A 24,412-nucleotide genomic window follows, 5' to 3' on the forward strand; every position below is an offset into this window, starting at 1 on the left:
CGTTCTTCTCCCTAGGAGGCTTTGCCCCGGTGCTTGGCGGATTTCAGGTTTTCCAGATCCGCTTGGGTGTCCACATCGAACGCCTCAGCCGGGGAAAGTTCCACCGTTTGGGCATGTCGTAGCAGCGCTTGCGCGCCGCGATCGCCTGACAGTCCGCATAGTTCGACGAAATGCCGTGCCCCGAACAGGGCGGGAGGCTGCGGCCTGCCATCGACCAGCGTCGCCACGGGTTCGCCTTCGAATTTCGCGATAAGCGTATGGAGATGCGCGGCGGGAACATGAGGCATGTCGGCCAGCGCGATCAGCACACCTGCGAACCCGCGCCCTGCGATCGCACCGACACCTTCTGCGATCGAGGCCGAGAGCGCGGGCACGGTGGCCTCGGGGGTGACAACCTCGAACCCCGCTGCCGCGAAGTCCGGCGCATGCGGCCCTGCAACCGCGACGTGCGCACCGAACGGTATGGCTTTCAACATGTCCGCCGCGTGCAGGCCCAAAGGCCTGTCGTCCAACGGCGCGAGGAGCTTCCCGCCCCCGAAACGCCGCCCTTCCCCGGCAGCGAGGAGGATGCAGGCGATTTCGGATGGATCAGTCACGAAGCGATGACTAGCACGGCCAGCGCCGCCGTCCAGCCGGTCAGCCTGCGCTTTTCGGGCCGTAGCGGCGCATCCAGTCCGTCAGCGGGTGATCGCCCATCGCTTCGATCATCGCGGCAAAGTCTTCCGGCGCTTCGTCCTGCCCCAGTTTGAAGCGCGGCTCCATCCGGTCGATCGTCGCGCGGTATCCGACGACGCGGGCGAGCAGGTCGTCGATCCGGCTGGCAAGGCCGTCCGTCGTCCAGCCGTTCGGACCTTCCATATGCTGCGTCAGCGCCTCGATCGCGGGGCGCGTCAGGCTCTCGTCGAAGACCGTGCGCGCGGTGATACGGACCGATGCGAAGTTCCACGTCGGCCCCCAGTCATCGCGACTGACCATGGCGGGGCTCATATACCGGTTCGGGCCGAGCACGAGGAACAGCGCCCTTCCGTCGGCATTGAGCGTCGCGGTCGTCGGCGCGCGGCGGGGCAAGTGGCCGAGGATCGAGACAGGCTCGCCCCCCTCGTCCCGCTCGATAACTACGGGCATCAGCATGCACGAGGCCGGATCGGAAAGCGGAACGATCCAGCACAGCGGCATCGCATCGACCAGGCTTGCAGCATCGCGCGGGCCGACCGCTTCGAATGCGCTGCTCATGTCGACCAGATCGCTTTCAGCCAGTCCGACGCTTCGTCGAGCGCGCGTTCGGCAAGCGGCGAAATGCTCATCGCCTCGAGGAAACTGTGCGTTGCGCCCGCGTAGACTTTCGCCGTCACGTCGCTTCCGGCGGCCATCAGCTTTTCGGCAACGACGATGTTCTCGTCGGCCAGGATGTCGCATTCGGCGATGCACAGAAACGCCGGCGGAAGATCGTGGAATTCGCCGTGGAGCGGGGTCGCCAGCGGATCGGACCCACGTTCTTCCCCGCGATAGTTGCGCCAGAACCAGTCCATTTCTTCCGGCGTCAGCATATAGGCATCGCTGCCATAGCGGTCGTGGCTGGCGCGGCGGGTCTCGTCAAAAGCGCCGTAGTTGAGCAGCATCGCGTCCGGCACCGGCAGTCCGCGATCGCGGGCCAGCATCGACACCGCCAGCGACAGATTTGCACCTGCGCTGTCACCGCCAACGGCCACGCGAGTGGGATCGATGCCGACACTCCCGCCGCTTGCCGCGATCCATTGCAGGACTTCGGCCAGCTCCTCCAGCGCGCGGGGGAACGGGTTTTCAGGCGAGAGGCTGTAGTCGATGCCCAGCACCGCACCGCCGCTACGCGCGGCATATTCGCGCATCAGCCGATCATGCGTGTCGAGGCTGAAATTCGTCCAGCCGCCGCCGTGGATATAGATCAGGACCGGCAGGCTGTCCGCGATCACCGGACGGTAGAGCCGCACGCGGATCAGCGAAGGGCCGATGCGGAATTCGGACGTGTCGGCCATCTCCGGCCCGCCAGCCCGCCACGGGGCGCGCACTTCCTCGGCGATCTCGCGCATGCGGGGAATGGTGAGGTCCTCGCCTTCCGACAGACGCGCATAGGCATCGTTCGCGATGCGGACAAATTCGCGGACGTCAGGGTCGATGTCGCTGCCGGGAAGGGTCGTGTTTTCGTTCATGCCCGCACTTCCTTCTCCGCGCGCTGCCGCTTGCGCTGCGCCACGCGGGAGGGTCGTTTCTTGAGCCATAGGTAGAGGCCGGTCGCCGACTGACCGAACGTGACCAAGCCCAGCACGAAGACGATCAGCAGGCTTACGAAACCGAAGATCTCGCCGCTGTGCAGCGGATAGGCGACGCGGATCATGGCGAGGCCCATCGTGTCATTGTAAGGATCGACCTGGTGCCGCCAAGCGCCGGTGTCACCGTCGAAATAGTGATCGACGGGACCGAGTTTTTCGTAGGACAGCTGGCCTTCGGGCGAGAACTTCACGCCGTACATGTTCCATTCGGGCATGTAGAGCATCCGCGCCGGCTCCCAATCCAGGCCGACCTTGCGGGCGTGGTCTTCCGCGAAAGGCAGCGCCTCGGCAAAGGTAAGCGTCGCGGTTGCGCCGTCGGGATAGGGCGCGTCCTCATCGAACAGGTCGTGTTCCAGCGGTGAGATCGTGGTGACCGTCGGCGCGTAGAATTCTTCCCAGAAATTGAGCGCGACCGAGGTTGCGGCAAGCACAAGGATGAAAGGTAGGAGCCAGAGCCCGCTTGCCCGGTGAAGGTCGAGCAGGAGACGCGGCGTCGCGCTAGACCGGCGGAACTGCCAGTTGCGCCACCACTGCTTCCAGAACGCGCCCCGCTCGGGAAAGGTCAGGTAAAGCCCGACGAGCGAAAGCGCGAACCACAGCACCGCGACCGTGCCCAGAAGCCAGCGGCCCCATGTCCCTGCCAGCAAGTCGAAGTGGAACTCGGCCACACCGTTCACGAAGCCATGCCGCGTCATCGCAGGTGCTCTGTCGCGAGTGCCAACGACTTCGCCGCTGACGGGCGTCAGGAATACTTCGTCATAAGACGGCGCGATCTCGCCGGGCTTCGCGCCGACCTCGACGGGGATCGAGCGGCCCGGCTCGGTGACGAGCGGAAAGCCAAGGACCTGGAGTGCGGGGTTACGCTGCGCCCATGCGTCGACAGCGGCGACGTTGTCGGCGGACGACATGCCTTGCGCGGCAGGCGCAGCATAGAGATCGGCATTAAGCGCACGATCGATCGGTCCGCGAAAGACCAGCACGCAGCCGGTCAGTGCCGCGAGCGACAGGAACAGCAGGCAGGCCAACCCGCAATAGCGATGCACCTGAAGCAGGAATGCCCGCATCGTCCGTCCTGTCCTTTCCGTTCGCGTCCGCCGAAGCGGCCACGTGGCCGCCAGTTCTCACGACGCAGCCTATCGCAAGGCGCGACGAGGGCCACGACCTGACGGGCCGCTCTTTATCGCCATAGGGACAAGTCTTCTTTGTTGCAAACGACTCGCAATATCTCTAGTGGCGCTTTCGTCACACAGATCGCACCAAGCAACATCACGTGGCCATTTCGCAACGATCTATGGCCCAACCACGCGAACGGGCCGCATCAAGCTGTGGTTATGTTGCAGAAGCGAAATAATTGGCGACCGCTTTCGGATCGGCGGACGCCCGCTCAAGCGAAAGGGGAAGTCATGACCTACTCCAACCGTCTCGCCGCAGGATGCGCCAAAGCGGCCATCGCCCTGCCGCTTCTCGCAGCCGCAGCCCCCGCCCTTGCGCAAAGCGCGACGGACCAGAGCCGCCTCGAAACGGTCGAGACCGTGGAAGACGGCGAACGGGTCATCATCGTCACCGCCGACGCCTATGTCCCCGAAGGCAGCGTGACCGCGACGAAGAGCAACATCCCGCTCGTCGAAACGCCCCAGTCGGTCAGCGTCGTCAGCCGCGACCAGATCGACCTCCTGAACTTCGTCGATGCGCAGCAGGCCGTCCGCTACGTCGCAGGTGCCACGGGCGAGAACTACGGCCCCGACCTCCGCTTCGACTTCATCCAGATCCGCGGCTTCACGCCCAAGCAATTTATCGACGGTCTGGCCACGCCAGTCACCACGACGATCTTTTCCAGCGGCGTCGACCTCTACGCCTTCGAAAGCCTCGACATCCTGAAGGGTCCGGCCTCGGTCCTTTACGGTAACTCGCCCCCGGGCGGCATCTACAACCAGACCAGCCGCCGGCCGGAAAGCGACTTCAACGGCGAGATCGCACTGAAGTACGGCACCGACGACTACAAGCAGGTCGCCACGACCTTTACGGGCGCAGCGAACGAGATGCTCGACCTGCGGGTGACCGCGCTTTACCGCGACCGCGAGGCGGAGCGTGACGGTGTCGAGGCCGAACGCTTCTATATCGCGCCTGCCGCCACCGTGCACATCGGCCCGGCGACGAAGCTCACCGGCCTTGCCTACTATCAGTACGACGAGACCCGCGGCGACACGAACGGCTTCCTGCCCGCCGCCGGCACCCTGCTCGACAATCCGAACGGCGAGATCGGCCGCGGCACCAACCTCGGTGAGCCGGACTACAACCGGTATGAGCGCAAGCAGTGGGGCCTCGGCTTCGAACTCGTGCACGAATTCAGCGACGACATCGGCGCGACCATCAACGCCAAGTGGTCGGACTACGATGAGTACCAGCAGATCATCTACGGCTCGTACTTCGCCGATGCCGACATGCGGACCGTGGGCCGGTCGAGCTTCCCCTATGCCGAGGACGTACAGAGCTTCGCGATCGACAACCGCCTCGACGCCAAAGTCTATACCGGCGATGTCGAACACACGCTGCTGGCCGGTCTCGACTATCGCAACGTGCGCAACTTCGCGGCCTATGGCTTCGGCTTTGCCAGCAACATCGACCTCTACGATCCGGTCTATGGCGTCGGCGCGCCTTACGACACACCGGAACTCGTCACCCGCTACAACGAACAGCGCCTGCGCCAGACCGGCGTCTATGCGCAGGACCAGATCGCGCTCGGCGGCCTGCGCCTGCTGCTTTCGGGCCGCTACGACTGGGTGAAGAGCGACTACATCGCCCCGTTCACGCCGGTCGAAGGCGACTACGACCGTACCGAGCAGAAGTCGAAGAGGTTCACCTATCGCGCCGGTGCCAGCTACGTCACCGAAGGCGGTTTCGTGCCCTACATCTCCTATGCCACCAGCTTCGAGCCGGTGCTGGGCGGTGACGCAGTGACGGGCGATGCCTTCAAGCCGACGACGGGCCGCCAGATCGAAGGCGGCATCAAGTACGATGCACGCGGGCTATCGGAAGACATCGACCTGTTTGCGACGGCCGCGATCTACCAGATCAAGCAGAAGAACGTCGTCGCCACGCTCTCCGGCCCGGCCCTGCCCGTTTATGGCGAGCAGATCGGCGCGGTGAAGGTGACCGGCGGCGAGCTGGAATTCGTCGCCCGCATCCGCGAACAGCTCGCGATCAACGGCGCCTACAGCTACACCGACAGCAAGATCACCGACAGCAACAACGTCGACGAAATCGGCGCGCCGCTGCCGGTGACGCCCAAGCACAAGGTCTCGCTTTTCGCCGACTACACGTTCCAGCGCGGCGCGCTGGCAGGCTTCGGGTTCGGCGCGGGCGTTCGCTATACCGACGGCAGCGCGGGCGCCCTGCCCAGCTTCTTCGAGCCGGTGGTCTACACCAGCGACGACGCCACCCTGTTCGACGCGATCGTACACTATGATACGCCGAACTGGCGTTTCGCGGTCAACGGGTCCAACGTGTTCGACAAGAAGTACGTCGCGCGCTGCGCCGCCACCTTCAACTGCAACTTCGGTGCAGGTCGCCAGGTCATCGGCACTGCCACCTACAAGTTCTGACACACGTTTCGGAGACTTGAATTGAACAGAACCCGGAGGCTGGCGCTCCCTCTTGCTGGCCTCCTGGCTGCCTGGCCGGGCGTTGCTCTCTCTGACGCACCGGCACTCCCGCCCGAGCGGACAACGGGCACAGGGTCGGTGCAGGCCCATCCCACCAGCGGGCTTGCACCGACCCCCATGGCCAAGCCGGGCCAGACCCTGCTGATGCAGCCAGCGCGGGAAATCGCGTTCACGGTCGACGAAGGCACCGCGCTCCAGCCCGACCTTTCGCCTGACGGCAGGACGATCGTCTTCGCCATGCTGGGCGATCTTTATACCCTGCCCGCAAAGGGAGGCCCGGCGCGCGCCATCACGCGCGGCATGGCGATGGATACGCAGCCCGTATTCTCACCCGACGGGAAGTGGATCGCGTTCCTCTCCGACCGGTCGGGCGCGGAGAACCTCTGGCTGATCCGCCCCGACGGCAGCGGCGCGCGGCAGGTCTCGCTCTACGACGACGACCCGATCTTCACTTCGCCCGCGTGGAGCGCGGACGGCAAGGCGATCTACCTCTCGCGCTACCGGCCCGACCGGAATTCTTATGCGCTCTGGCGCTTTGACCTCGGCGGCGACCCGCTGGGCGAAGTCGTGGTCGACAACCGCACCGAGGGTAGGGACAGCCTGCAGCACGCGATGGGGGCTGTCGCCTCACCCGATGGCAAGTGGCTCTACTACGCCGCGCACGAAGGCGGGCTGGACCTTGCCGAACCCATAGAGTGGCGGATCGTGCGCCGCGACCTTGCCAGCGGCGAAGTCGAGTTGTTGGTAAAGGCGGTGGGCGACATCCGGCTGGGCAAAGTGCAGTCGAGCGCGTTTCGCCCCGTTCTCTCGCACGATGGCAAGACGCTCGCCTATGTCCAGCGCAGGCCGGGCACGACGATGTTGCGCGTGCATGACCTCGCCTCGGGCAAAGAGCGCGATCTGGCCGTGCTGGACATGGATTCGCTGCAGGCTTCGTACTGGAGCGACGCGGCTCCGCGGTTCAGCTTTACGCCCGGAGACAAGTCCATCATCTATTCGCAAGGCGGCAAGCTGCGGCGCGTCGCGCTCTCCGATGGGGCAAGCGCGGTCGTGCCGTTCACCGCGCAAGTGAAAGCCGGACTAGGCCCGCTGACCCGCGCGCCGACGCAGGTCGAGACAGGGCCCGTCCATGCGCGCATCATCCAAGCGCCAGCCCTGTCACCGGACGGATCGACCCTTGCCTTCAGCGCGCTGGGCAAGGTCTACACGATGCCGGTGGCAGGCGGCGCTCCGGTCGCCGTTGCTCCTAACCTGCCGCCGCAATTCCACCCGTCATGGTCGCGCGACGGGCGCAGCATTTATCTCGTCAGCTGGACTGCCGAGGATGGCGGACATGTCTGGCAGGTGGACCTGTCCAGCGGCGAAACCACGCGCCTCACTGAACTCGACGCCTTCTACACCCACCCCGTCGAAGCACCCGACGGCAGCGCTCTGGCGGTCCGCTCCGCTACCGGCGACAGACTCGCGAGCTATGTCGAGTTCGGCCAGTTCCGTGAGGCCGAGCTGGTGAACCTCGCCACCGGAAAGGTACTGGCCAGCGGCTCGATCGGCGGCACCCCGCATTTCCTTATAGACGGCACCCTGCTCGTGAACCGTCCCGACGGCGTCTATCGCGTGGCGGACGGCCAGAGGCTGATCTCGATCACAGGGCCGAACTGGTATTTTGCTGAAGGGCCCGCGCAGGTCGACGACATTCGCGTCAGCCCCGATGGCCGCCACGCGCTGGCGCAAATCGCGCAGCAGGTTCACCTCGTCACGATCCCCGAAGACGGCACCATCTCGCTGACCTCGGACGAGAACGAGCAGTTGAGCGATGTCGGCGCGGACTACTTCGTATGGTCCGACGATAGCCGCCGCGTGTTCTGGTCCGTCGGCTCTACAGTCTATTCGCGGGACGTGGACGGCGGCCCGGTCGCCAGCGCGAAGGCCGATGTCACCCTGCCCCGCGACATTCCGCAGGGCCGTGTCCTGCTGACCGGCGCGACCGCGATCACGATGGGACCGCTAGGCACCATTACGAACGCCGATATCCTCATCGAAAACAACCGCATCGCCGCCATCGGCCCGAGTGGTTCGATTGCCGTTCCCGCAGGGACCGAGCGCCGCGATGTCGCAGGCCGCTTCATCACCCCCGGCCTCATCGACGTGCACGATCACGTCGCCGACATTCGCCGCGACGTGCTCGACTTCAAACCTTGGGGGCCAGCCGCGAACCTCGCGTATGGCGTGACGACTGCGTTCGATCCCTCGACGCTGACGATCGACATGCTCGCCTATCAGGACGCGATCGACGCAGGGCTGACCACCGGCTCGCGCATATTCTCGACCGGCACTGCGGTGTTCTCGTTCAACGACTTCCGTTCGCGCGAAGAGGTCCGCGAGGTGCTGACCCGCTACCGCGATCATTACCGCCTCTCGAACATCAAGATGTACCGGTCGGGCAATCGCCGGGTGCGCCAGTGGATCGCGGAGGAAGCGCTCGCGCTCGGGCTCCAGCCGACGACCGAGGGCGCGCTGGCGATGAAGCTGGACCTGTCGCAGATCATCGACGGTTATTCGGGCAACGAACACGCGATCCCGCCGCCCGCGCTTTATGACGATGTCGTGCAACTGCTGGCGCGCAGCGGGACGAGCTATGACCTGACGCTCCAGATCACCCACGGCGGCTATCCGGCGCAGGACTGGTTCATCACGCGCGAATCTCCGCATGGCGACGTGAAATACGCCCGCTTCGCCCCCGGCTGGTTCCGCGACCAGAAGTTCTTCCAGCGCGAATGGGTCGACGACAAAGGGTTCAACTTCCCGACCGTCGCGGCGAGCCTCGCCAAAGTCGCGCGGGCAGGCGGACTGGTCGCCATCGGCGCGCATGGCGAAGTGCCGGGACTTGGCACGCACTGGGAAATGCAGGCCCACGCGATGGGCGGCATGACGCCCGAGGAAATCCTGACCGCCGCCACCATCGGCGGTGCGCGGACGATCGGGCGCTCGGCCGATCTCGGTTCGCTGGAGGCGGGCAAGCTTGCCGATCTCGTGATCCTCGACAAGGACCCGCGGCTCGACATCGCCAATACGCTGAGCCTTTCCGAAGTGATGAAAGGCGGGCGGCTCTACGACGCGGGCACGCTTGCCCCGATCTGGCCCGAAAAGGGCGAGCCGATGCGCTTCTGGTTCAGTCCGCCTCGTCCTCGCGCGGCTGATTGATAAAGGCGCTGGGCGGCATTCCGAAGACCTTGTGGAAGGTCGCGGTAAAGGCGCTAGGGCTCTCGTAACCGACTTCGTAGGCGACGACGGCCACCGACTTTCCCGCCTCCAGCATCGGGATCGCCGCCATCAGGCGCACCTGCTGTCGCCACGTCGCCAGTCCCGCGCCGGTTTCCCGACGGAACGCGCGGGTAAAGGTGCGGCGGCCCATCGCGGCAAGCGAGGCCCAGGCATCGAGATCGCGCTGGTCGGCAGGGTCCTCGATCAGGGCATGGCAGACGCGCAGCAGGCGTTCGTCCTGCGGCATCGGCAGGTCGCTCGGCGTCACGGCCATGCGGCGGATTTCGGATAGCAGCAGGCGGGCGATGTTCCCCTCGCGCGCGTCCATGTCGTAGGTCGGCTCGAACTGGCCGACTTCGAACACCAATGCGCGGACAAGGTCAGATACCTCGATCACGCGGGCGGTCTGCGGATCGGGGTCAAGCTCGGGATCGATGTAGAGCGTATAGGCCGACACCGGCCCGCGGCACTGGACCTCGTGTTCGGTCCCCGCCGGAATCCAGATCGCGCGGCGCGGGGGCAGCATGAACAGCGCCTCGTCCGCCGAGACCATCATCACGCCCGAATTGCAGTAAGTCAGCTGAGAACGCGCATGGCTGTGCCGCGGGTCCAGCATGCCGGCCGGGTATTCGTCGGCAAAGCCCATGATCGGGCGGCTGGCAAGCGGGTAGTCGGCAGAATGCTTCATGCGTGTGGATCCGAGAGGGGAGACCACTTTTGCGCCCCGTGGCCGCCGCGTCAATTGCACCGCGCCGCCGCGATACCGATGTATGTCAACGTTCCTGGACATGATATACTTGAGAAAGCAACGACTCGTGACTAATGATCAGACCCGACAGGCCGGCGCTCTTTCTCAGGATAGAATTGTGATCACACCTCAGATGGTGGAGGCGGGCGCGTACTTTTTGGGCGGCTTCGACCGCGAAAGGGATGATGCCGAGGAGACTTTTGTTGAGCTAATCCGTTACGTTTTTGGCGCTGTACTCTTGGAAAAGTTTGATGGCATCCATGAGTGACGCGATGGCCGACACACATGCCTTCGCCTCTCTCGATATCTCTTCGGGTTTAAATTTCCTGCTCTTCAGTGAGACCTTACCACGGTTTATATCGAGCCAGATTTTGTTTTCGTTGGATGTCCATCTATTGTGAAGCAGATGGTTGCGTAAGGCGTTGAGCCGTTGGATTTCCTTGTGTGAGGCTAGGAGCGCGTCTTTAGTCGCGGCGGGCATGTCGATAATCTGGACTAGGCCAGCAAAAATATCCAACCTAGTCGAGACATTGCGGATTGCTGCTGCCACGACCTTACCCCTACCTTCGGTGGTGCCGAGCAAACGTGCGATCGCCCAATTTAGATGCCCTTCGAGGTGCGAGAAGTTCACACTTAACTCACCTACAGCGGCCGCCAAGACGGCATCGCGTTTATCCTGTTCAAATAGAAGCTTTTCGAGTTCATCCATGGCAGACACCGATCAAAGGAAAGAAGACGATGTGCTTCGGCGGATGCTGAAAACGCCGCACAAAAAGCACGAACCGACAACGCCGCTCGGCAAGAAGCGGCAGAAAGAGAAAGGGGCCGACCACAAGGCCGACCCCTCCAAGGACTAAGCGGGTGAGATGCCCGTGACGTTCGAACCGCGCTTCCCGGTCTTCAATTCAGAGACACGGCCGGGGTGGACGCCGAGGTCAGCGGCAATGTCCATGCCAAGGTCTCCAGCCTTAAGGCGCTCCCACATATAGCGGTAGGTTTCGTCGTTCATCGGCGCGCGATCACGCCCGTTGCGATATGCCATTTGGCCACTCCAATATTGGCTGAAAGGAGTTGACCAATCATGCGCAAAAGCGCATTTCGTATTCGTCATTTGAGGTCGCTCCACATCAGCGATTTCGACAACGGGCCGGGGTCTGAACCACCTCGGCCCGATTCGTTTCTATAATGGAACATGACAGGAACGCGGAGTCTCACGGCCGCGCTATCCACCGGCCCGTCTCTTACGCCAGCGTTTGAAGCGCTTTGCGTGCTGCTTAGGCAAGCGCGGCGCTGTTAGTCCGCCGATAGGTCAGGCGCTTGCCCTTGATGCCCTTTAGCGCCAGATCGGCGCGCACAGCATCGTCAACGCCATTGGCAATGCGGTTGGTGTAGCGGAAGTCAAACTCGGCTAGATAGCGCGCAAGGTGCTGCTGGCCAAAGTGCTGATAGATCCCGCGCATGCCGCGCTTGAAGATGCCGAAGAAGCCTTCGATGGTGTTGGTGGTCACATCGCCGCGAGCATATTCCTTGCGGGCGTGGCTAACGCTTTCGTGCTTGGCGAACTGCTTGCCGGGACGCTTGTAGAAATGGGCCTCGTCGGTGATCAGGCGGCTCTTGCGGTCAATGCGCGTGTAGAGAAGCTTGGCGATGTTTTCAGCGTTGAGTTCATCGGTGAAAACGATGCTGACCGAACGGCCCGTGGCGCGGTCCACAAGGGAAACGATCTTGTTCATGTTGCGGATCGGGAGGCGTGAGGGCTTCGCAAGCTGGTCCTTGCCGAAGTAGGTTTCATCCACTTCGACGGCGCCGCCTTCGCCGCCCATGGGGCTGTCGTCGTCCGACAGCATGGCTTCGCGGATACGATGCGACATGAACCAAGCGGTCTTGTAGGTCACGCCAAGCATACGGTGCAGCTGGTGGGCGCTGATGCCTTTCTTGCTGGCACACATCAGGTGCGTGGCAAGCAGCCACTTATGAAGGGGAACCTTGGAGCGTTCGAATACGGTGCCCACGGTAACAGTGAACTGCTTGCGGCAGTCGTTGCACTGGACGAGACCGGGACGGTGCTTGCCGCCTTCAAGCCGTGTTGCGTTCATCGACTTGCAGTGAGGGCAGACCGGACCATGGGGCCAGTGAAGTGCCTCAAGATGTTCGCGGGCCTTTTCGGCGTCGGTGAAGCGGGGTTCGTAAATGCTCGTCATGCATGAATATTAGCAAATCACCTCTGCTTTCTCAAGTATATAATGTCCACGTTCCTTGACACCGCCTGCAACTCGATGTAAATGTCCCTTTACATAAGGTCAAAGGAGCTTGCTATCATGAAAACTGCCCACGTCCTCCTGCTTGGCGGTGTCGTCATTGCCGTTGCCGTGCTCGACGTGCTGGAAATCCTGCCCTCGGGTTCGGCCAGTGCCGCCGTGCTGTTCGTGCCTGCGCTTGCCGTCGCGAACCGCCGCCGTTCGTCCTGCTGCCTGCGGGCCTGATCTACATGGGCAAGCCCGCACGCTCTCCCGCCTACAAGCGGTATTTCCGCCGTCACCTCGTGCTGACGGCGGCATACCTGCTGGCTGTTTTCCTGACCTCGCGCTTCGTGCCCGACGATGCGGAACCCACACCGCTGTTCGTGGCACTGGCGCTTTTGCCCGGAATTGCCGTGATCGGCTGGATCTGGGCCATGGGCCGCCTGCTGGTCGAACTGGATGACGAATTCATGCGCATGCTCGAAGTGCGCAAGTTCATCGTGGCCACCGGCGTGACGCTCGGCCTCACCAGCGTCTGGGGCATGGTCGAGCTATACACCACTGTCCCGTGCATCCCGATCTTCTTCGCCTTCCCGATCTGGTGCGCGGGCCTGATGATCGGCAGCGTCGTCAACCGCTTCGCCTTCGGCACCGACACGGGGTGCCCGCGGTGAAAAACCGACTCAAGGTCCTGCGCGCAGAGCGTGACTGGAGCCAGCAGGCGCTGGCCGACCGGCTGGAGGTTTCGCGGCAGAGCGTGAACGCGATCGAGACCGGCAAATACGATCCCTCGCTGCCGCTTGCCTTCAAGATCGCAGAAGTCTTCGGCCTTCCGATTGAGGAAATCTTCATGCCCCGCTGACAAGAAACGCCCGCGTCTTGACTTCCCAGCAACGCGCTGGGAACGATGGACGCGGGATTTTTCAGGGGTCGCAAGAAGAACATGGACGAGGAACAGGCGGAATCCGCCTTCGGTTTTCACGGAACCTGGCGCGAATTCGCGCCGATCGCTTTCACCAACCTGCTGCTGATCATCGTCACGCTCGGTATCTACCGCTTCTGGGCCAAGGCGCGCGAGAGGCGTTACTTGTGGAGCCGGACGCGTTTCATCGACGAGCGGCTGGAATGGACCGGCACCGGGCTTGAGCTGTTCCTTGGCGGCGTGGTCGTGGTGCTGCTCTTCGTCGTGCCCTACATCGTCATGACCCAAGTCGCACAGGCGATGATCCTGCGCGGAGAAACCGCGATCGGCGTCGCGCTGACCGTCATACCGCTGTTGGCGATCTTTTACTTGATGGGCGTCGCCCGTTTCCGTGCCATTCGCTATCGCCTCGGCCGCACTAACTGGCGCGGCATTCGCGGCGGCAGCGACAGCAAGGGCTTTCGCTATGGCTGGTCCTATATGTGGAAGACGACGCTGGGTTATCTCGCCTTCGGCCTCGGCGTGCCATGGGCCATGGTTTCCTTGTGGAACCAGCGCTGGCGCCTGATGAGCTTCGGGCCGATGGACTTTACGTGCAGCGCGGATTTTTCGCCGCTGATGAAGCGTTACCTGCTGTTCTATTTCAGCCCGTTTCTCGCGATCCTAGTCGCAGCGGGCGCGATGTTCGCCATCGCGCTGGGCTTTGCCGTGGATTTCGACGGTGCCGGCGGGTTCGATCCCGAAGAACCGCCGATCGGATTTGTCGCCGCGGTCGTCGTCGCGCTTTTCCTGTTCTACTTCGTGCTCGGCTTCATCTGGCTGGTCTATTTCGCCAAGTTCTACCGCGTGGTCGTGGGCCACATGGCGCTGGGCGATCTTGAATTCGAGTTCGACGCCAAGACGAAGGACTGGATCAAGCTTGGCCTCGGTGACGTCGCGCTCGTTGTCCTCACGCTCGGCATCGGGTTCGTCTTCCTCGGCTATCGCCACTGGAAGTTCTTCGTGACGCACATGCAGGCCTATGGCGAGATCAACGTCGATGACCTGACGCAGTCGACCACGAAGCGCGCCCGCCACGGCGAAGGTCTGCTCGATGCGTTCGACATGGGAGCGATCTGATCGGCATGTTCGAACGCAGCGAAGTCCCCGCCTTCTGGTACGACGGCCACAGCGCCCGACGGCACGAAGGACTGGTCGAGTGGAACGGCGGCGACACGCTGCTGCTCCGCGCCCGGGACGGCGAAGTGATGGAAGTCGCGATAGACGACCTGATCTTCGTTGAGCGCGGGGTGATGGACGGGTCCTATTCGCGCAAGGCCGACGACGGGTTCCGCCTCTCGTTCACCGGCACCGTGCCCGAAGACCTCGCGCAACGCCTGCCGAGCGGCCAAAAGTTCGGGAAGTGGATCGACGGGCTGGGTCTGCCCAAGGCGGCAGCACTTTTCGCCGTCATCAGTGCCGCGCTGATCGCAATCGTCATGACCGCGCCAACCTGGCTTGGCCCGCGCGTTCCGGCCAGTTGGGAACGCAAGATGGGCGATGCCATGATCGGCGATCTCGGCAACCGGCTTTGCCACACGCCTCAGGCGGACGCGGCGCTCGCCAAGCTGGTCGATAATCTTGATCCCGAGCGTCCCGTGACCCGCGTGGGCATCGCCAATGTCGACATGATCAACGCCGTCGCGCTTCCGGGTGGACAGGTCCTGATCTTCAACGGGCTGCTGCAGGAAGCGGGTAGCGCGGACGAGCTGGCAGGGGTCGTCGGGCACGAGATCGGTCACGTTCGCGAACGCCACGTCATGCAGGCACTGCTGCGCCAGTTCGGGCTTTCGGTCCTTTTGGGCGGGATCAATTCCGACCTAGGCAGCTCGATCTTCGGCATCGCCTCCATCAGCTATTCGCGCGATGCGGAGCGTGAGGCGGACGAATTTTCGCGCAAGCAGCTTGCCGCCGCCGACATCTCGCCGGTCGGCACGGCCGAGTTCTTCGAATACCTCAAGGAAGAGAGCGGGGATTCGCCCGAATGGGTCGGCTGGGTCGCCAGCCACCCGATGCCGGCAGAGCGTGAAGATGCGTTCCGCAACGCGGTCGTGAAGGGCAAGACTTACAAGCCCGCGCTGACGAAGGCCGAATTCGCCGCACTCCAGGAAGCTTGCGAGAAAGACCCTGACGTCGAGGAATTCAGCTTCTTCTGACGCACGGGCTGTCCCTGCCTGCGGTTCCAATCGCGCCCGCCCTTCCTAGATAGGCGGACATGACCGAAGCAGACCTTCCCGCCATCCAGCACTTCACTTCGGCAGAGGGGCTGTCGCTGGCCTATCGCCATGCGCCGGGCGCCGGGCCGCTGATCGTGTTCCTGCCGGGCTACATGTCCGACATGGCAGGCGGCAAGGCGACCGCTGCGATGGCCGATGCGATGGCGCGCGGACAAGCTTGCCTGCTGCTCGACTATTCGGGCTGCGGCGAAAGCGAGGGCGATTTTGCCGATGGCACGCTGTCCCGCTGGCGGGACGAGGTGCTCGCGCTGATCGACCATGTCGTTGCGGGAACAGCGGACAGGCCCGTCGTTATCGTCGGTTCCTCGATGGGCGGCTGGCTGATGTTCATCGTGGCAGAAGCGTTGTCGGAACGCGCCGGACCGGAAGCCTTGAAGGCGCTGGTCGGCATCGCGCCCGCGCCCGATTTTACCGACTGGGGCTATTCGGCAGAGCAGAAGGCCACGCTCGAAAAGGGCGAGGTCTGGTTCGAGGATAATATCTACGGCCCCGATCCGACGCCCTATCATCCCGCCTTCTTTCATGATTCCGCCCACCACCGGATGATCTCGCGCGGGATTGCCGTGACTTGCCCGGTTCGCGTCCTGCAGGGGCAGCGTGATCCCGATGTGCCGTGGGAACTGTCGCTCAAGATCGCGGATGCGCTGACATCGCAGGATGTGCGGCTCAGCATCATCAAGGACGGCGACCACCGCCTCTCGCGCGACACAGATATCGCGCTTCTCCTCTCCACCATCGCGGAGGTCTCGGCATGAAGCTGTCGGTTCTCGATTTCGTCTCGATCCCCGAAGGCGGCACCGCCTCGCGCTCGCTCGCCGATACGGCGGAATATGCGAAACTCGCCGAAGACCTCGGCTGTCACCGGTTCTGGATGGCGGAGCATCACGGTATGCCCGGTATCGCGAGTTCTGCCGTCGCGGTCTGCCTTGCCCATGTCGGCAACGCGACATCGAAGATCCGCATTGGTTCGGGCGGTATCATGCTGCCCAATCACAGCCCGCTGGTGATCGCAGAGCAATTCGGCACGCTGGACGCGCTGTTTCCGGGCCGCATCGATCTTGGCCTTGGCCGCGCACCGGGTGCGGATTCGCGGATCGGGCAGATGCTGCGCAAGGACCTGCACTCCGCCGCCGAACGCTTCCCGCAGGACGTGACCGAACTGCGCGCGGTGCTATCGGGCGATGGCAGCACGCCGCTTCAGGCCGTTCCCGGCAGGGGCGCCGATGTCGAGATGTGGATCCTGGGCTCCAGCCTGTTCGGCGCCCAACTCGCGGCTCTCCTCGGCCTGCCCTATGCCTTTGCCTCGCACTTCGCGCCCGCCGCGCTGGACGAGGCGCTTGCGCTCTATCGCGAGAATTTCCGCCCGTCGGAGGACTGCGAGAAGCCGCACGTCATGGTCGCGGCCAATTGCTACGCCGCCGACACGCGCGAGGAGGCCGAGCTTATCGCCTCGTCGATGGACCAGTCCTTCATCGCGCTGCGCACCGGCACGCCGGGCAAGCTGCCCCCGCCGGTTCCCGGTTATCGCGAGAGCCTGCCGCCGCAGCTGCTCGCCGGACTTCGCGGTCTGCGCCGTGTCAGCGCCATAGGCACGCGCGAGGATGTGCGCGAAACGCTGACCGAACTCGCCGCCCGCACCGGCGCGGACGAGATCGTTCTTTCGGGCTCCACCTTCGATCCGGCGGCGCGCCGCTACTCGCTCGAACTGGCGATGGACGCCATGAAGGCAAGCGTCACGCCGGCGAACTGATTGCCCCGCCGCGCGTCCGTTTTGCCGAACTCCACGGTTTTTGCCACTTGAACCGGTCGCCGCTGGGCGATAGCGCGGATGGCAAGGACCCGAGGGAGATAATATGGAACACGCCGACGTACTCATCGTGGGTGCAGGTCATGGCGGCGCAGCGGCAGCAGTCGCGCTTCGCCAGCAGGGCTTCGAAGGCAGCATCGTCATGGTGGGCCGCGAAAAGGAACCCCCGTACGAGCGTCCGCCGCTCTCCAAGGAATATCTGGCGCGCGAAAAGGAATTCGAACGTCTCTACATCCGTCCGCCGCAGTTCTGGGCCGACAAGGACGTGGCCCTGCGCCTCGGCACCGAAGTCGTCGCCATCGAACCGATGGGCAAGGTCGCCACGCTGACCGGCGGGGACGAGATCACTTACACCAACCTCATCTGGGCCGCTGGCGGCGATGCGCGCCGCCTGTCGTGCTCGGGCGCGGACCTCAAGGGCGTCCATGCCGTGCGCACCCGCGCCGACGTGGACCGGATGATGGCAGAAATCGACGCGGGCGCGAAAAGGGCCGTGATCGTTGGTGGCGGCTATATCGGGCTGGAGGCAGCTGCCGTCCTGCGCAAGCTGGGCGTCGAGGTCGTGCTGCTCGAAATGCTCGACCGCGTGCTTGCCCGCGTCGCGGGTGAGGAACTGTCGCGCTTCTACGAGAACGAACACCGTTCGCACGGTGTCGACCTGCGTCTCGAAACCGGTGTCGACTGTATCGAGGGTGACGGGGAGAAGGTGACCGGCGTCAAGCTGGCCGACGGCTCAATCGTCGAGGCCGACATGGTCATCGTCGGCATCGGCATCGTCCCCAGCATCGGGCCTCTGATCGTCGCTGGCGCTGCCGGTGCGAACGGCGTCGATGTCGACGAATACTGCCGCACCACGCTCGACGACGTCTATGCGATCGGCGACTGCGCGGCCCATGCCAACGACTTCGCCGATGGCGCGGTTATCCGTCTGGAATCGGTGCAGAACGCCAACGACATGGCCAAGACCGTGGCGATGAAGATCGCGGGCGAGAAACAGCCTTATCACGCGACCCCGTGGTTCTGGTCGAACCAGTATGACCTCAAGCTCCAGACCGTGGGCCTGTCGATCGGTCATGACGAAACGGTGCTGCGTGGCAATCCCGACGATCGCAGCTTCTCGGTGATCTACCTGAAGGAAGGCCGGATCATCGCGCTCGACTGCGTGAACAAGATCAAGGACTACGTCCAGGGCAAGAAGCTGGTCGAAGGCCGCGCGGTGATCGACCGCGATATCCTGGCCGACGATACGCTGGCCCTGAAGGAAATGGCGACGGCCTAAAGCCGGGCGAAAGCCCATTCCGCTGCTTCGGCAACGGTCGGGTCGGGGTCCTGCAACAGGGCCTCGACCGGACCACGAAGCGCCCGATCCCCGCTGTTCCCAGCCGCAATCAGGCAATTGCGCACGAACCGGTCGCGCCCGATCCGCTTGATCGGAGAGCCCGAGAACAGCAAGCGGAATCCCGCATCGTCGAGCGCCAGAAGCTCGGAAAGGTGCGGCGCGGTCAATTCCGCGCGCGGCAGGAATGCCATGTTCGCCGCCGCCTGGCTCGCAAAGCTGTTCCACGGGCAGACCGCAAGGCAATCGTCGCAGCCGTAGATCCTGTTGCCCATAGCCACGCGGAATTCGTGCGGGATCGGGCCCTTGTGCTCGATGGTGAGGTACGAAATGCACCGCCGGGCATCGACCACGCGCGGGCTCGGAAAAGCATCGGTCGGACAGGCATCGAGACAACGCGTGCACGATCCGCACCGGTCGGCGTGGGGCTCGTCCACGTCCAGCGGCAGCGTCGTGTAGATCGCGCCGAGGAAAAGCCAAGACCCCTGGCTGCGGCTGACGAGGTTGGAGTGTTTGCCCTGCCAGCCGATGCCAGCCGCCTCGCCCAGCGGCTTTTCCATCACCGGCGCGGTATCGACGAAGACTTTGACCCCTGCCTCAACGCCGATCTTGCGCGCTTCCTCGACCAGCCAGCGGGCCAGCCGCTTCAGCGCCTTCTTCACGACATCGTGATAATCGCGCCCCTGCGCATAGACCGAGATACGCCCCACCCCGCCTTCGTCCGCCAGGGCCAGCGGGTCGCGAGCCGGCGCATAGCTCATACCCAAGGCGATCACCCGCTGCGCCTCATCCCACAGGACTTGCGGCGCGGCGCGCTGGTCCTTGCGGTCTTCCATCCACTGCATCGAGCCGTGGCGCCCTTCATCCAGCCAATCGTCCAGCCGCATCGCGCGCGCCGGATCGGTCACCGCATCGGCGATTCCGGCCGCGACGAAGCCTTCCTCGCCTGCCCGTTCCAGCAGGCGGCGGCGCAAGTCGGTCAGCAATTCGGGGCCGATTTCTCGCATCCGGCGTTAACTCTATCTTGCAGTATGGCAGCGCATGGGGCGATTGTAGGAACGGATGGATATGACCAAAAGCCCCGACAAGGCGGAATTCGACCGCGCAGTGCAGGCCGATACCGGCACTCTCGCAATCGAGGCGCGCGATCTCGTCAAGCGTTTCGACGGTACCGTCGCGGTCGACGGGGTCGACATATCGGTCCCGGCCGGAACGATCTACGGCATTCTTGGCCCCAACGGCGCGGGCAAGACGACGACGCTTCGCATGTTGCTCGGCATCATCGATCCCGACAGCGGCACCCGCAAGGTGCTGGGCAGCGAGAACCCGCACGCCATCGCGCACCGTATCGGATACTTGCCCGAGGAACGCGGCCTCTATCCCTCGATGAAGGCGGTCGACGCCATAGCCTTCGTCGGTTCGCTGCGCGGCCTGCCGCGTGCCGAGGGGCGCGAGCGCGGGCGCAAGCTGATGGAGGACTACGGCTTCGGCCATATCGCCGACCGCCAGATCCGCCAGATGTCGAAGGGGCAGGCCCAGACGGTGCAGCTACTCTCGACACTGGTGCACAAGCCCGATCTGGTTGTTCTGGACGAGCCTTTCTCGGGCCTCGACGCGATCAGCCAGGGGCGGCTCGAAAAGCTGATCCGCGGGCTTGCGACTGACGGGACGACGGTGATCTTTTCCACCCACGTCCTCGCCCATGCTGAACGCCTGTGCGAACGCATCGCGATCATCGCAGGGGGCAAGGTCCCGTTCGAAGGGCTGGTCTCGACCGCCCGCGACCGGCTTCCCCCGCAAGTCCATCTCGAAACCCGCAATGTCAACGGCCCGTGGCGCAGTGCGCTGCCTGCAGGGACCGAGCCGCAAGTGAAGTCATCGGGCGGCGCGCTGTTCGATTTCAGCCTGACGGGCGAAGTCGAACCCCTGCTCGCCGCGCTGATCGAAGGCGGCGCGGGGATCGAGGCGCTGTCGATCGAACGCGCAGGGCTTCACGACGCTTTCGTCGCCATCGCGGGCGAGGCTGCGGCCCGCGCGCTCGAAGAGGGCACCGCTCAAGGAGACGCCAAATGACCAGCCGGGCCTCGCGCTTCTGGCGCTCCATCTTCGTGATCGCGCGGCGTGATTACAGCGCGATCCTGTTCAGCCGCTCGTTCATCTTCTTCCTGCTCGGCCCGCTGTTCCCGATCGTCGTGGTCGCCATGGCGGGCGGCATCGGGGCCAGTGTCAGCGGGCAACTCCAGAACCCGAAGCTCGGCATTGCGATGCAGGCCGAGGATGTCGATGCCTTCGTCGCCGCGCGTGACAGGCTGGCCAAAACAGTCCCGCACACGCCCGAAGTCGTGGTGGTACTGCGGCTAAAGCCCGGCGAGAACGTGATGACGCGCTCGCTCCTGCAACGCGTCAAGGACGGTAGTCCCATCGTCGCGATTTTGAGCGGACCGCTGGCCAACCCCAAGCTGACCGGCGCGGGCGGACAGATCGACAGGTGGGAAGGCCCCGTCGCCCTGATCGCGGCAGAGGCCATGCGCGGAGATACCGGTGCACTGCCGTCAGTGAACATGGAGCGGACGATCACCGCCAAGGCCGATACCGCGCGCAAGCGGATCAGGACGGCGCAGGCATCGCAGACGCTTCTGTTCCTGCTCACCATGTTGCTCGCGGGTATGGTCATGTCGAACATGGTCGAGGAAAAGGCCAACAAGATCATCGAGGTTCTGGCCGCCGCCGTGCCGATGGACGCGGTGTTTTATGGCAAGCTGATCGCCATGCTGGGCGTCAGCCTGACGGGCCTTGCGGTCTGGGGCCTGTTCCTGTCGCCCATCGCCATCGTCGGCGCCGGGCTGCCGACATTCGCGGCCCCCGCGGTGGGTTGGCCCCTCTTCATCTTTTTCGGGCTGATCTACTTCTCGTTCGCCTACCTGCTGCTGGGTTCGCTGTTCCTCACCATCGGCGGGCTCGCCGCGACGGTACGCGAGGTGCAGACGCTGTCGATGCCGGCGACGATGCTGCAGCTGATCGTGTTCTTCTTTGCAAGCTACGCGCTTGGCGCGCAGGGTGAACCGATCGAGTGGGTGGCCATCATCTTCCCGCTGTCCTCGCCCTACATCATGCTGGCGCGATCGGCCGTGGACGGGGCGCTCTGGCCGCATTTCCTTGCGATCCTGTGGCAGGCGTTCTGCGTCGCGCTCATCATCAAGGGCGGCTCGACCCTGTTCCGCAAGACGGTGATGAAATCGGGCCCTGCGCCCGCGAAAAAGAGCCTCCTCGACCGCATCCGAGGCAAGCGCGAACCGGCCTGAATCGCGCCCGGGTGAAACCGGCGGGCAGTTTCGAGCGTATATCATTCATCCCCGCCTAAGCGGCGACGGGATAGAACGGAGCGCATGGGACTACTGACGCGACGCAATACGCTCGGCCTTTTGTGCGCGAGCGCGATCATGCCGATCCTCGGCGCCTGCGGCTCGCGCCCGGCAGAGGCGCGTACTTATCCGCTACAGCTGAGCGAGGACGAATGGCGCAAACGCCTGAGCCGCGAGGAATTTCGCATCCTGCGCCAGGCCGGAACCGAACGGGCCTTTTCCAATCCGCTGAACGATGAAAAGCGCAAGGGAACCTTTACCTGCGCCGGATGCGGACAGGCCCTGTTCTCGTCCTCCACCAAATACGAATCGGGCACCGGATGGCCCGCGTTCTATGCCCCGCTGAAGGGTGCGGTGGACAAGGATACCGACTACAAGCTCGGCTATCCGCGCACCGAAATCCTGTGTTCCAACTGCGGCGGACACCTGGGCCACGTCTTCAACGACGGGCCGAAGCCGACCGGCAAGCGGTACTGCATCAACGGCGTCGCTCTCGACTTCAAACCGGCGTGACGAAAGCGTCACTCTTGGGTTCGACAGACGCGTTCTATCTGTCTAAGACAGCGCCATGACTGCCGAACCGGCCACCCCCCTGCTCGATACCGTCAATACGCCTGACGACCTGCGGAAGCTGAAGCGCGAGGACTTGCGCCAGCTCGCCGACGAACTGCGCTCCGAAATGATCTCCGCCGTCGGACAGACGGGCGGGCATCTCGGGTCCGGTCTGGGTGTCGTGGAACTGACGACTGCCATCCACTACGTTTTCAACACGCCGGACGACCGGCTTGTCTGGGACGTCGGCCACCAGGCCTATCCGCACAAGATCCTGACCGGGCGGCGGGACCGCATCCGCACCCTGCGCCAAGGCGGCGGCCTGTCAGGCTTCACGAAGCGGAGCGAGAGCGAATACGACCCGTTCGGCACCGCGCACTCGTCCACCTCGATCAGTGCGGCACTCGGCTTTGCCATCGCCAACAAGCTGTCGGGTACGCCCGGCAAGGGCATCGCCGTGATCGGTGACGGCGCGATGAGCGCTGGCATGGCCTATGAAGCGATGAACAATGCCGAGCAGGCCGGAAATCGCCTTGTCGTCATCCTCAACGACAACGACATGTCGATCGCGCCGCCGGTCGGTGGGTTGTCGTCCTATCTTGCCCGCCTCGTATCGAGCGGCCAGTTCCTTGGTCTGCGCGAACTGGCCAAGAAGTTCGCCCGCAAGCTGCCGCGCCCGTTGCACAATGCCGCGCGCAAGACCGACGAATTCGCCCGCGGCATGGCCATGGGCGGCACCCTGTTCGAGGAACTGGGCTTCTATTACGTCGGCCCGATCGACGGCCATGACCTCGACACGCTGGTTCCCGTCCTCGAAAACGTGCGCGATGCGGCCGAAGGGCCGTGCCTGATCCATGTCGTGACGACGAAGGGCAAGGGCTATGCTCCGGCCGAGGAATCGGCGGACAAGTATCACGGCGTTGCAAAGTTCGACGTCGTCACCGGCAAGCAGAGCAAGAGCAGCGGCGGACCGCCGAACTATCAGAACGTTTTCGGCGACACGCTGGCCAAGCTGGCCGAAACCGACGACCGCATCTGCGCCATCACCGCTGCGATGCCGAGCGGGACGGGCGTCGACCGGTTCGCCAAGGCCCATCCCGAACGCTCATTCGACGTCGGTATTGCCGAACAGCACGCGGTGACGTTCGCAGCCGGTCTTGCGGCGCAGGGCATGAGGCCGTTCGCCGCAATCTATTCGACGTTCCTGCAGCGCGCCTTCGACCAGGTCGTGCACGATGTCGCGATCCAGAACCTGCCGGTCCGCTTCGCGATCGACCGCGCTGGCCTCGTCGGCGCGGACGGTGCGACACACGCAGGGTCGTTCGACGTGACCTATCTCGCCACCCTGCCCAACATGGTCGTCATGGCCGCGGCGGACGAGGCGGAACTGGTCCACATGACCTACACCGCCGCCCTCCACGACAGCGGCCCGATCGCGTTCCGCTACCCGCGCGGCGCAGGCATCGGCATCGACCTTCCCGAAGTTCCGGAACAGCTGGAAATCGGCAAGGGCCGCGTGGTACGCGAAGGCACCAAGGTCGCGATCCTCTCGCTGGGCACGCGCCTTGCAGAGGCACTGAAAGCCGCCGACCAGCTTGAGGCCAAGGGCCTGTCGACCACGGTCGCCGACATGCGCTTTGCCAAGCCGCTGGACGAGGACCTGATCCGCAAGCTGGCCGCTTCACATGAAGTCCTCGTCACGATCGAGGAAGGCTCCATCGGCGGTCTAGGCGCTCACGTCCTGACGATGGCGAGTGACGAGGGCCTGATGGATGCAGGGCTCAAGATCCGCACCATGCGCCTGCCCGACCTGTTCCAGGACCATGACGCGCCCGAAAAGCAGTACGACGAGGCTGGCCTCAACGCCCCTCACATCGTCGACACGGTGCTGAAAGCGCTGCGCCACAACAGCGCGGGCGTGGAGGAAGCGCGGGCCTGAG

24 protein-coding genes are annotated in these 24,412 nt (G+C 64.1%); 15 read left to right on the forward strand and 9 right to left on the reverse strand.

The genetic code is table 11. From position 1 onward, the window contains the following. Positions 1-11 precede the first annotated feature (11 nt). The 4 genes from KIH45_RS06845 to KIH45_RS06860 are packed head-to-tail and all read right to left on the reverse strand — an operon-like array spanning position 12 to position 3,370. Entirely contained in the window at positions 12-596 is a 585-nt protein-coding gene (locus tag KIH45_RS06845) for a nucleotidyltransferase family protein (RefSeq protein WP_213175243.1), read from the reverse strand. A 40-nt stretch (positions 597-636) separates the two neighbouring features. Further along, positions 637-1,233 carry an FMN-binding negative transcriptional regulator gene (locus tag KIH45_RS06850; RefSeq protein ID WP_213175244.1) on the reverse strand — a complete coding sequence of 199 codons (597 nt, stop codon included), beginning with the start codon at positions 1,231-1,233 and terminating at the stop codon, positions 637-639. After that, positions 1,230-2,186: an alpha/beta hydrolase gene (locus KIH45_RS06855; RefSeq protein ID WP_213175245.1), complete on the reverse strand. Its 957-nt coding sequence runs from the start codon at positions 2,184-2,186 to the stop codon at positions 1,230-1,232. The genes KIH45_RS06850 and KIH45_RS06855 overlap by 4 nt, the downstream gene beginning before the upstream one ends. Next, positions 2,183-3,370: a PepSY-associated TM helix domain-containing protein gene (locus KIH45_RS06860; RefSeq protein ID WP_213175246.1), complete on the reverse strand. Its 1,188-nt coding sequence runs from the start codon at positions 3,368-3,370 to the stop codon at positions 2,183-2,185. The genes KIH45_RS06855 and KIH45_RS06860 overlap by 4 nt, the downstream gene beginning before the upstream one ends. Before the next feature lie 339 nt (positions 3,371-3,709). Between KIH45_RS06860 and KIH45_RS06865 the strand changes: the two genes are divergently transcribed. Together KIH45_RS06865 and KIH45_RS06870 are read left to right on the forward strand one after the other, a co-directional pair. Beyond that, the gene (locus KIH45_RS06865; protein ID WP_213175247.1) at positions 3,710-5,908 is read left to right on the forward strand and encodes a TonB-dependent siderophore receptor; all 2,199 of its coding nucleotides are present in this window, start codon (positions 3,710-3,712) and stop codon (positions 5,906-5,908) included. A gap of 177 nt (positions 5,909-6,085) precedes the next feature. After that, positions 6,086-9,169 carry an amidohydrolase family protein gene (locus KIH45_RS06870; protein WP_213175248.1) on the forward strand — a complete coding sequence of 1,028 codons (3,084 nt, stop codon included), beginning with the start codon at positions 6,086-6,088 and terminating at the stop codon, positions 9,167-9,169. On the opposite strand, the gene KIH45_RS06875 is transcribed toward KIH45_RS06870, so the two are convergent. Then, entirely contained in the window at positions 9,138-9,917 is a 780-nt protein-coding gene (locus tag KIH45_RS06875) for an AraC family transcriptional regulator (RefSeq protein WP_213175249.1), read from the reverse strand. The two genes, KIH45_RS06870 and KIH45_RS06875, sit on opposite strands and share 32 nt — an antisense overlap. A 268-nt stretch (positions 9,918-10,185) precedes the next feature. Next, a complete protein-coding gene (locus KIH45_RS06880; RefSeq protein WP_213175250.1) occupies positions 10,186-10,686 on the reverse strand; it encodes a hypothetical protein in 501 nt (166 codons plus the stop codon). Between KIH45_RS06880 and KIH45_RS06885 the strand changes: the two genes are divergently transcribed. Continuing rightward, a complete protein-coding gene (locus tag KIH45_RS06885) occupies positions 10,685-10,834 on the forward strand; it encodes a hypothetical protein (protein ID WP_213175251.1) in 150 nt (49 codons plus the stop codon). The two genes, KIH45_RS06880 and KIH45_RS06885, sit on opposite strands and share 2 nt — an antisense overlap. Here the strand turns inward: KIH45_RS06885 and KIH45_RS06890 are convergent. Both KIH45_RS06890 and KIH45_RS06895 read right to left on the reverse strand, forming a co-directional pair. Next, a complete protein-coding gene (locus KIH45_RS06890) occupies positions 10,831-11,019 on the reverse strand; it encodes a hypothetical protein (protein ID WP_213175252.1) in 189 nt (62 codons plus the stop codon). The two genes, KIH45_RS06885 and KIH45_RS06890, sit on opposite strands and share 4 nt — an antisense overlap. 232 nt (positions 11,020-11,251) lie before the next feature. After that, complete coding sequence (locus KIH45_RS06895; protein ID WP_213175253.1) at positions 11,252-12,178, reverse strand: IS1595 family transposase; 927 nt, start codon at positions 12,176-12,178, stop codon at positions 11,252-11,254. A 117-nt stretch (positions 12,179-12,295) separates the two neighbouring features. Here KIH45_RS06895 and KIH45_RS06900 point away from each other — a divergent pair, with 117 nt between their 5' ends. The 8 genes from KIH45_RS06900 (at position 12,296) to KIH45_RS06935 (ending at position 18,501) form a co-directional block, all read left to right on the forward strand. Beyond that, the gene (locus KIH45_RS06900; RefSeq protein ID WP_213175254.1) at positions 12,296-12,460 is read left to right on the forward strand and encodes a hypothetical protein; all 165 of its coding nucleotides are present in this window, start codon (positions 12,296-12,298) and stop codon (positions 12,458-12,460) included. A 5-nt stretch (positions 12,461-12,465) separates the two neighbouring features. Beyond that, entirely contained in the window at positions 12,466-12,891 is a 426-nt protein-coding gene (locus KIH45_RS06905) for a hypothetical protein (RefSeq protein ID WP_213175255.1), read from the forward strand. Continuing rightward, a complete protein-coding gene (locus tag KIH45_RS06910) occupies positions 12,888-13,079 on the forward strand; it encodes a helix-turn-helix transcriptional regulator (RefSeq protein ID WP_213175256.1) in 192 nt (63 codons plus the stop codon). The genes KIH45_RS06905 and KIH45_RS06910 overlap by 4 nt, the downstream gene beginning before the upstream one ends. A gap of 45 nt (positions 13,080-13,124) precedes the next feature. Then, on the forward strand, positions 13,125-14,258 hold the full coding sequence (locus KIH45_RS06915) for a YjgN family protein (RefSeq protein WP_225899703.1): 1,134 nt from the start codon (positions 13,125-13,127) through the stop codon (positions 14,256-14,258). Positions 14,259-14,263: 5 nt separating this feature from the next. Further along, positions 14,264-15,334, forward strand: coding sequence for a M48 family metallopeptidase (locus KIH45_RS06920; RefSeq protein ID WP_213175257.1), 1,071 nt, complete (start codon positions 14,264-14,266; stop codon positions 15,332-15,334). 59 nt (positions 15,335-15,393) lie between these two features. Then, positions 15,394-16,170 carry an alpha/beta hydrolase gene (locus KIH45_RS06925; protein ID WP_213175258.1) on the forward strand — a complete coding sequence of 259 codons (777 nt, stop codon included), beginning with the start codon at positions 15,394-15,396 and terminating at the stop codon, positions 16,168-16,170. Beyond that, positions 16,167-17,165, forward strand: a complete 999-nt coding sequence (locus tag KIH45_RS06930; protein ID WP_213175259.1) for an LLM class flavin-dependent oxidoreductase — start codon at positions 16,167-16,169, stop codon at positions 17,163-17,165. The genes KIH45_RS06925 and KIH45_RS06930 overlap by 4 nt, the downstream gene beginning before the upstream one ends. Before the next feature lie 103 nt (positions 17,166-17,268). Further along, positions 17,269-18,501 carry an NAD(P)/FAD-dependent oxidoreductase gene (locus tag KIH45_RS06935; RefSeq protein WP_213175260.1) on the forward strand — a complete coding sequence of 411 codons (1,233 nt, stop codon included), beginning with the start codon at positions 17,269-17,271 and terminating at the stop codon, positions 18,499-18,501. On the opposite strand, the gene queG is transcribed toward KIH45_RS06935, so the two are convergent. Next, complete coding sequence (queG, locus tag KIH45_RS06940; RefSeq protein ID WP_213175261.1) at positions 18,498-19,565, reverse strand: tRNA epoxyqueuosine(34) reductase QueG; 1,068 nt, start codon at positions 19,563-19,565, stop codon at positions 18,498-18,500. The genes KIH45_RS06935 and queG overlap by 4 nt on opposite strands. Positions 19,566-19,626: 61 nt before the next feature. On the opposite strand from queG, the gene KIH45_RS06945 reads away from it, so the two are divergent. The 4 genes from KIH45_RS06945 (at position 19,627) to dxs (ending at position 24,411) form a co-directional block, all read left to right on the forward strand. After that, a complete protein-coding gene (locus tag KIH45_RS06945) occupies positions 19,627-20,631 on the forward strand; it encodes an ABC transporter ATP-binding protein (protein ID WP_213175388.1) in 1,005 nt (334 codons plus the stop codon). Then, on the forward strand, positions 20,628-21,860 hold the full coding sequence (locus KIH45_RS06950; RefSeq protein WP_213175262.1) for an ABC transporter permease: 1,233 nt from the start codon (positions 20,628-20,630) through the stop codon (positions 21,858-21,860). The genes KIH45_RS06945 and KIH45_RS06950 overlap by 4 nt, the downstream gene beginning before the upstream one ends. Positions 21,861-21,944: 84 nt before the next feature. Then, positions 21,945-22,433, forward strand: a complete 489-nt coding sequence (gene msrB / locus KIH45_RS06955; RefSeq protein WP_213175263.1) for a peptide-methionine (R)-S-oxide reductase MsrB — start codon at positions 21,945-21,947, stop codon at positions 22,431-22,433. 55 nt (positions 22,434-22,488) lie between these two features. Further along, a complete protein-coding gene (gene dxs, locus KIH45_RS06960; RefSeq protein ID WP_213175264.1) occupies positions 22,489-24,411 on the forward strand; it encodes a 1-deoxy-D-xylulose-5-phosphate synthase in 1,923 nt (640 codons plus the stop codon). Position 24,412: the final 1 nt, after the last annotated feature.

Origin of the sequence: Croceicoccus gelatinilyticus (assembly GCF_018398395.1) — a bacterium.
In the GTDB taxonomy this organism is placed as follows: domain Bacteria; phylum Pseudomonadota; class Alphaproteobacteria; order Sphingomonadales; family Sphingomonadaceae; genus Croceicoccus; species Croceicoccus gelatinilyticus.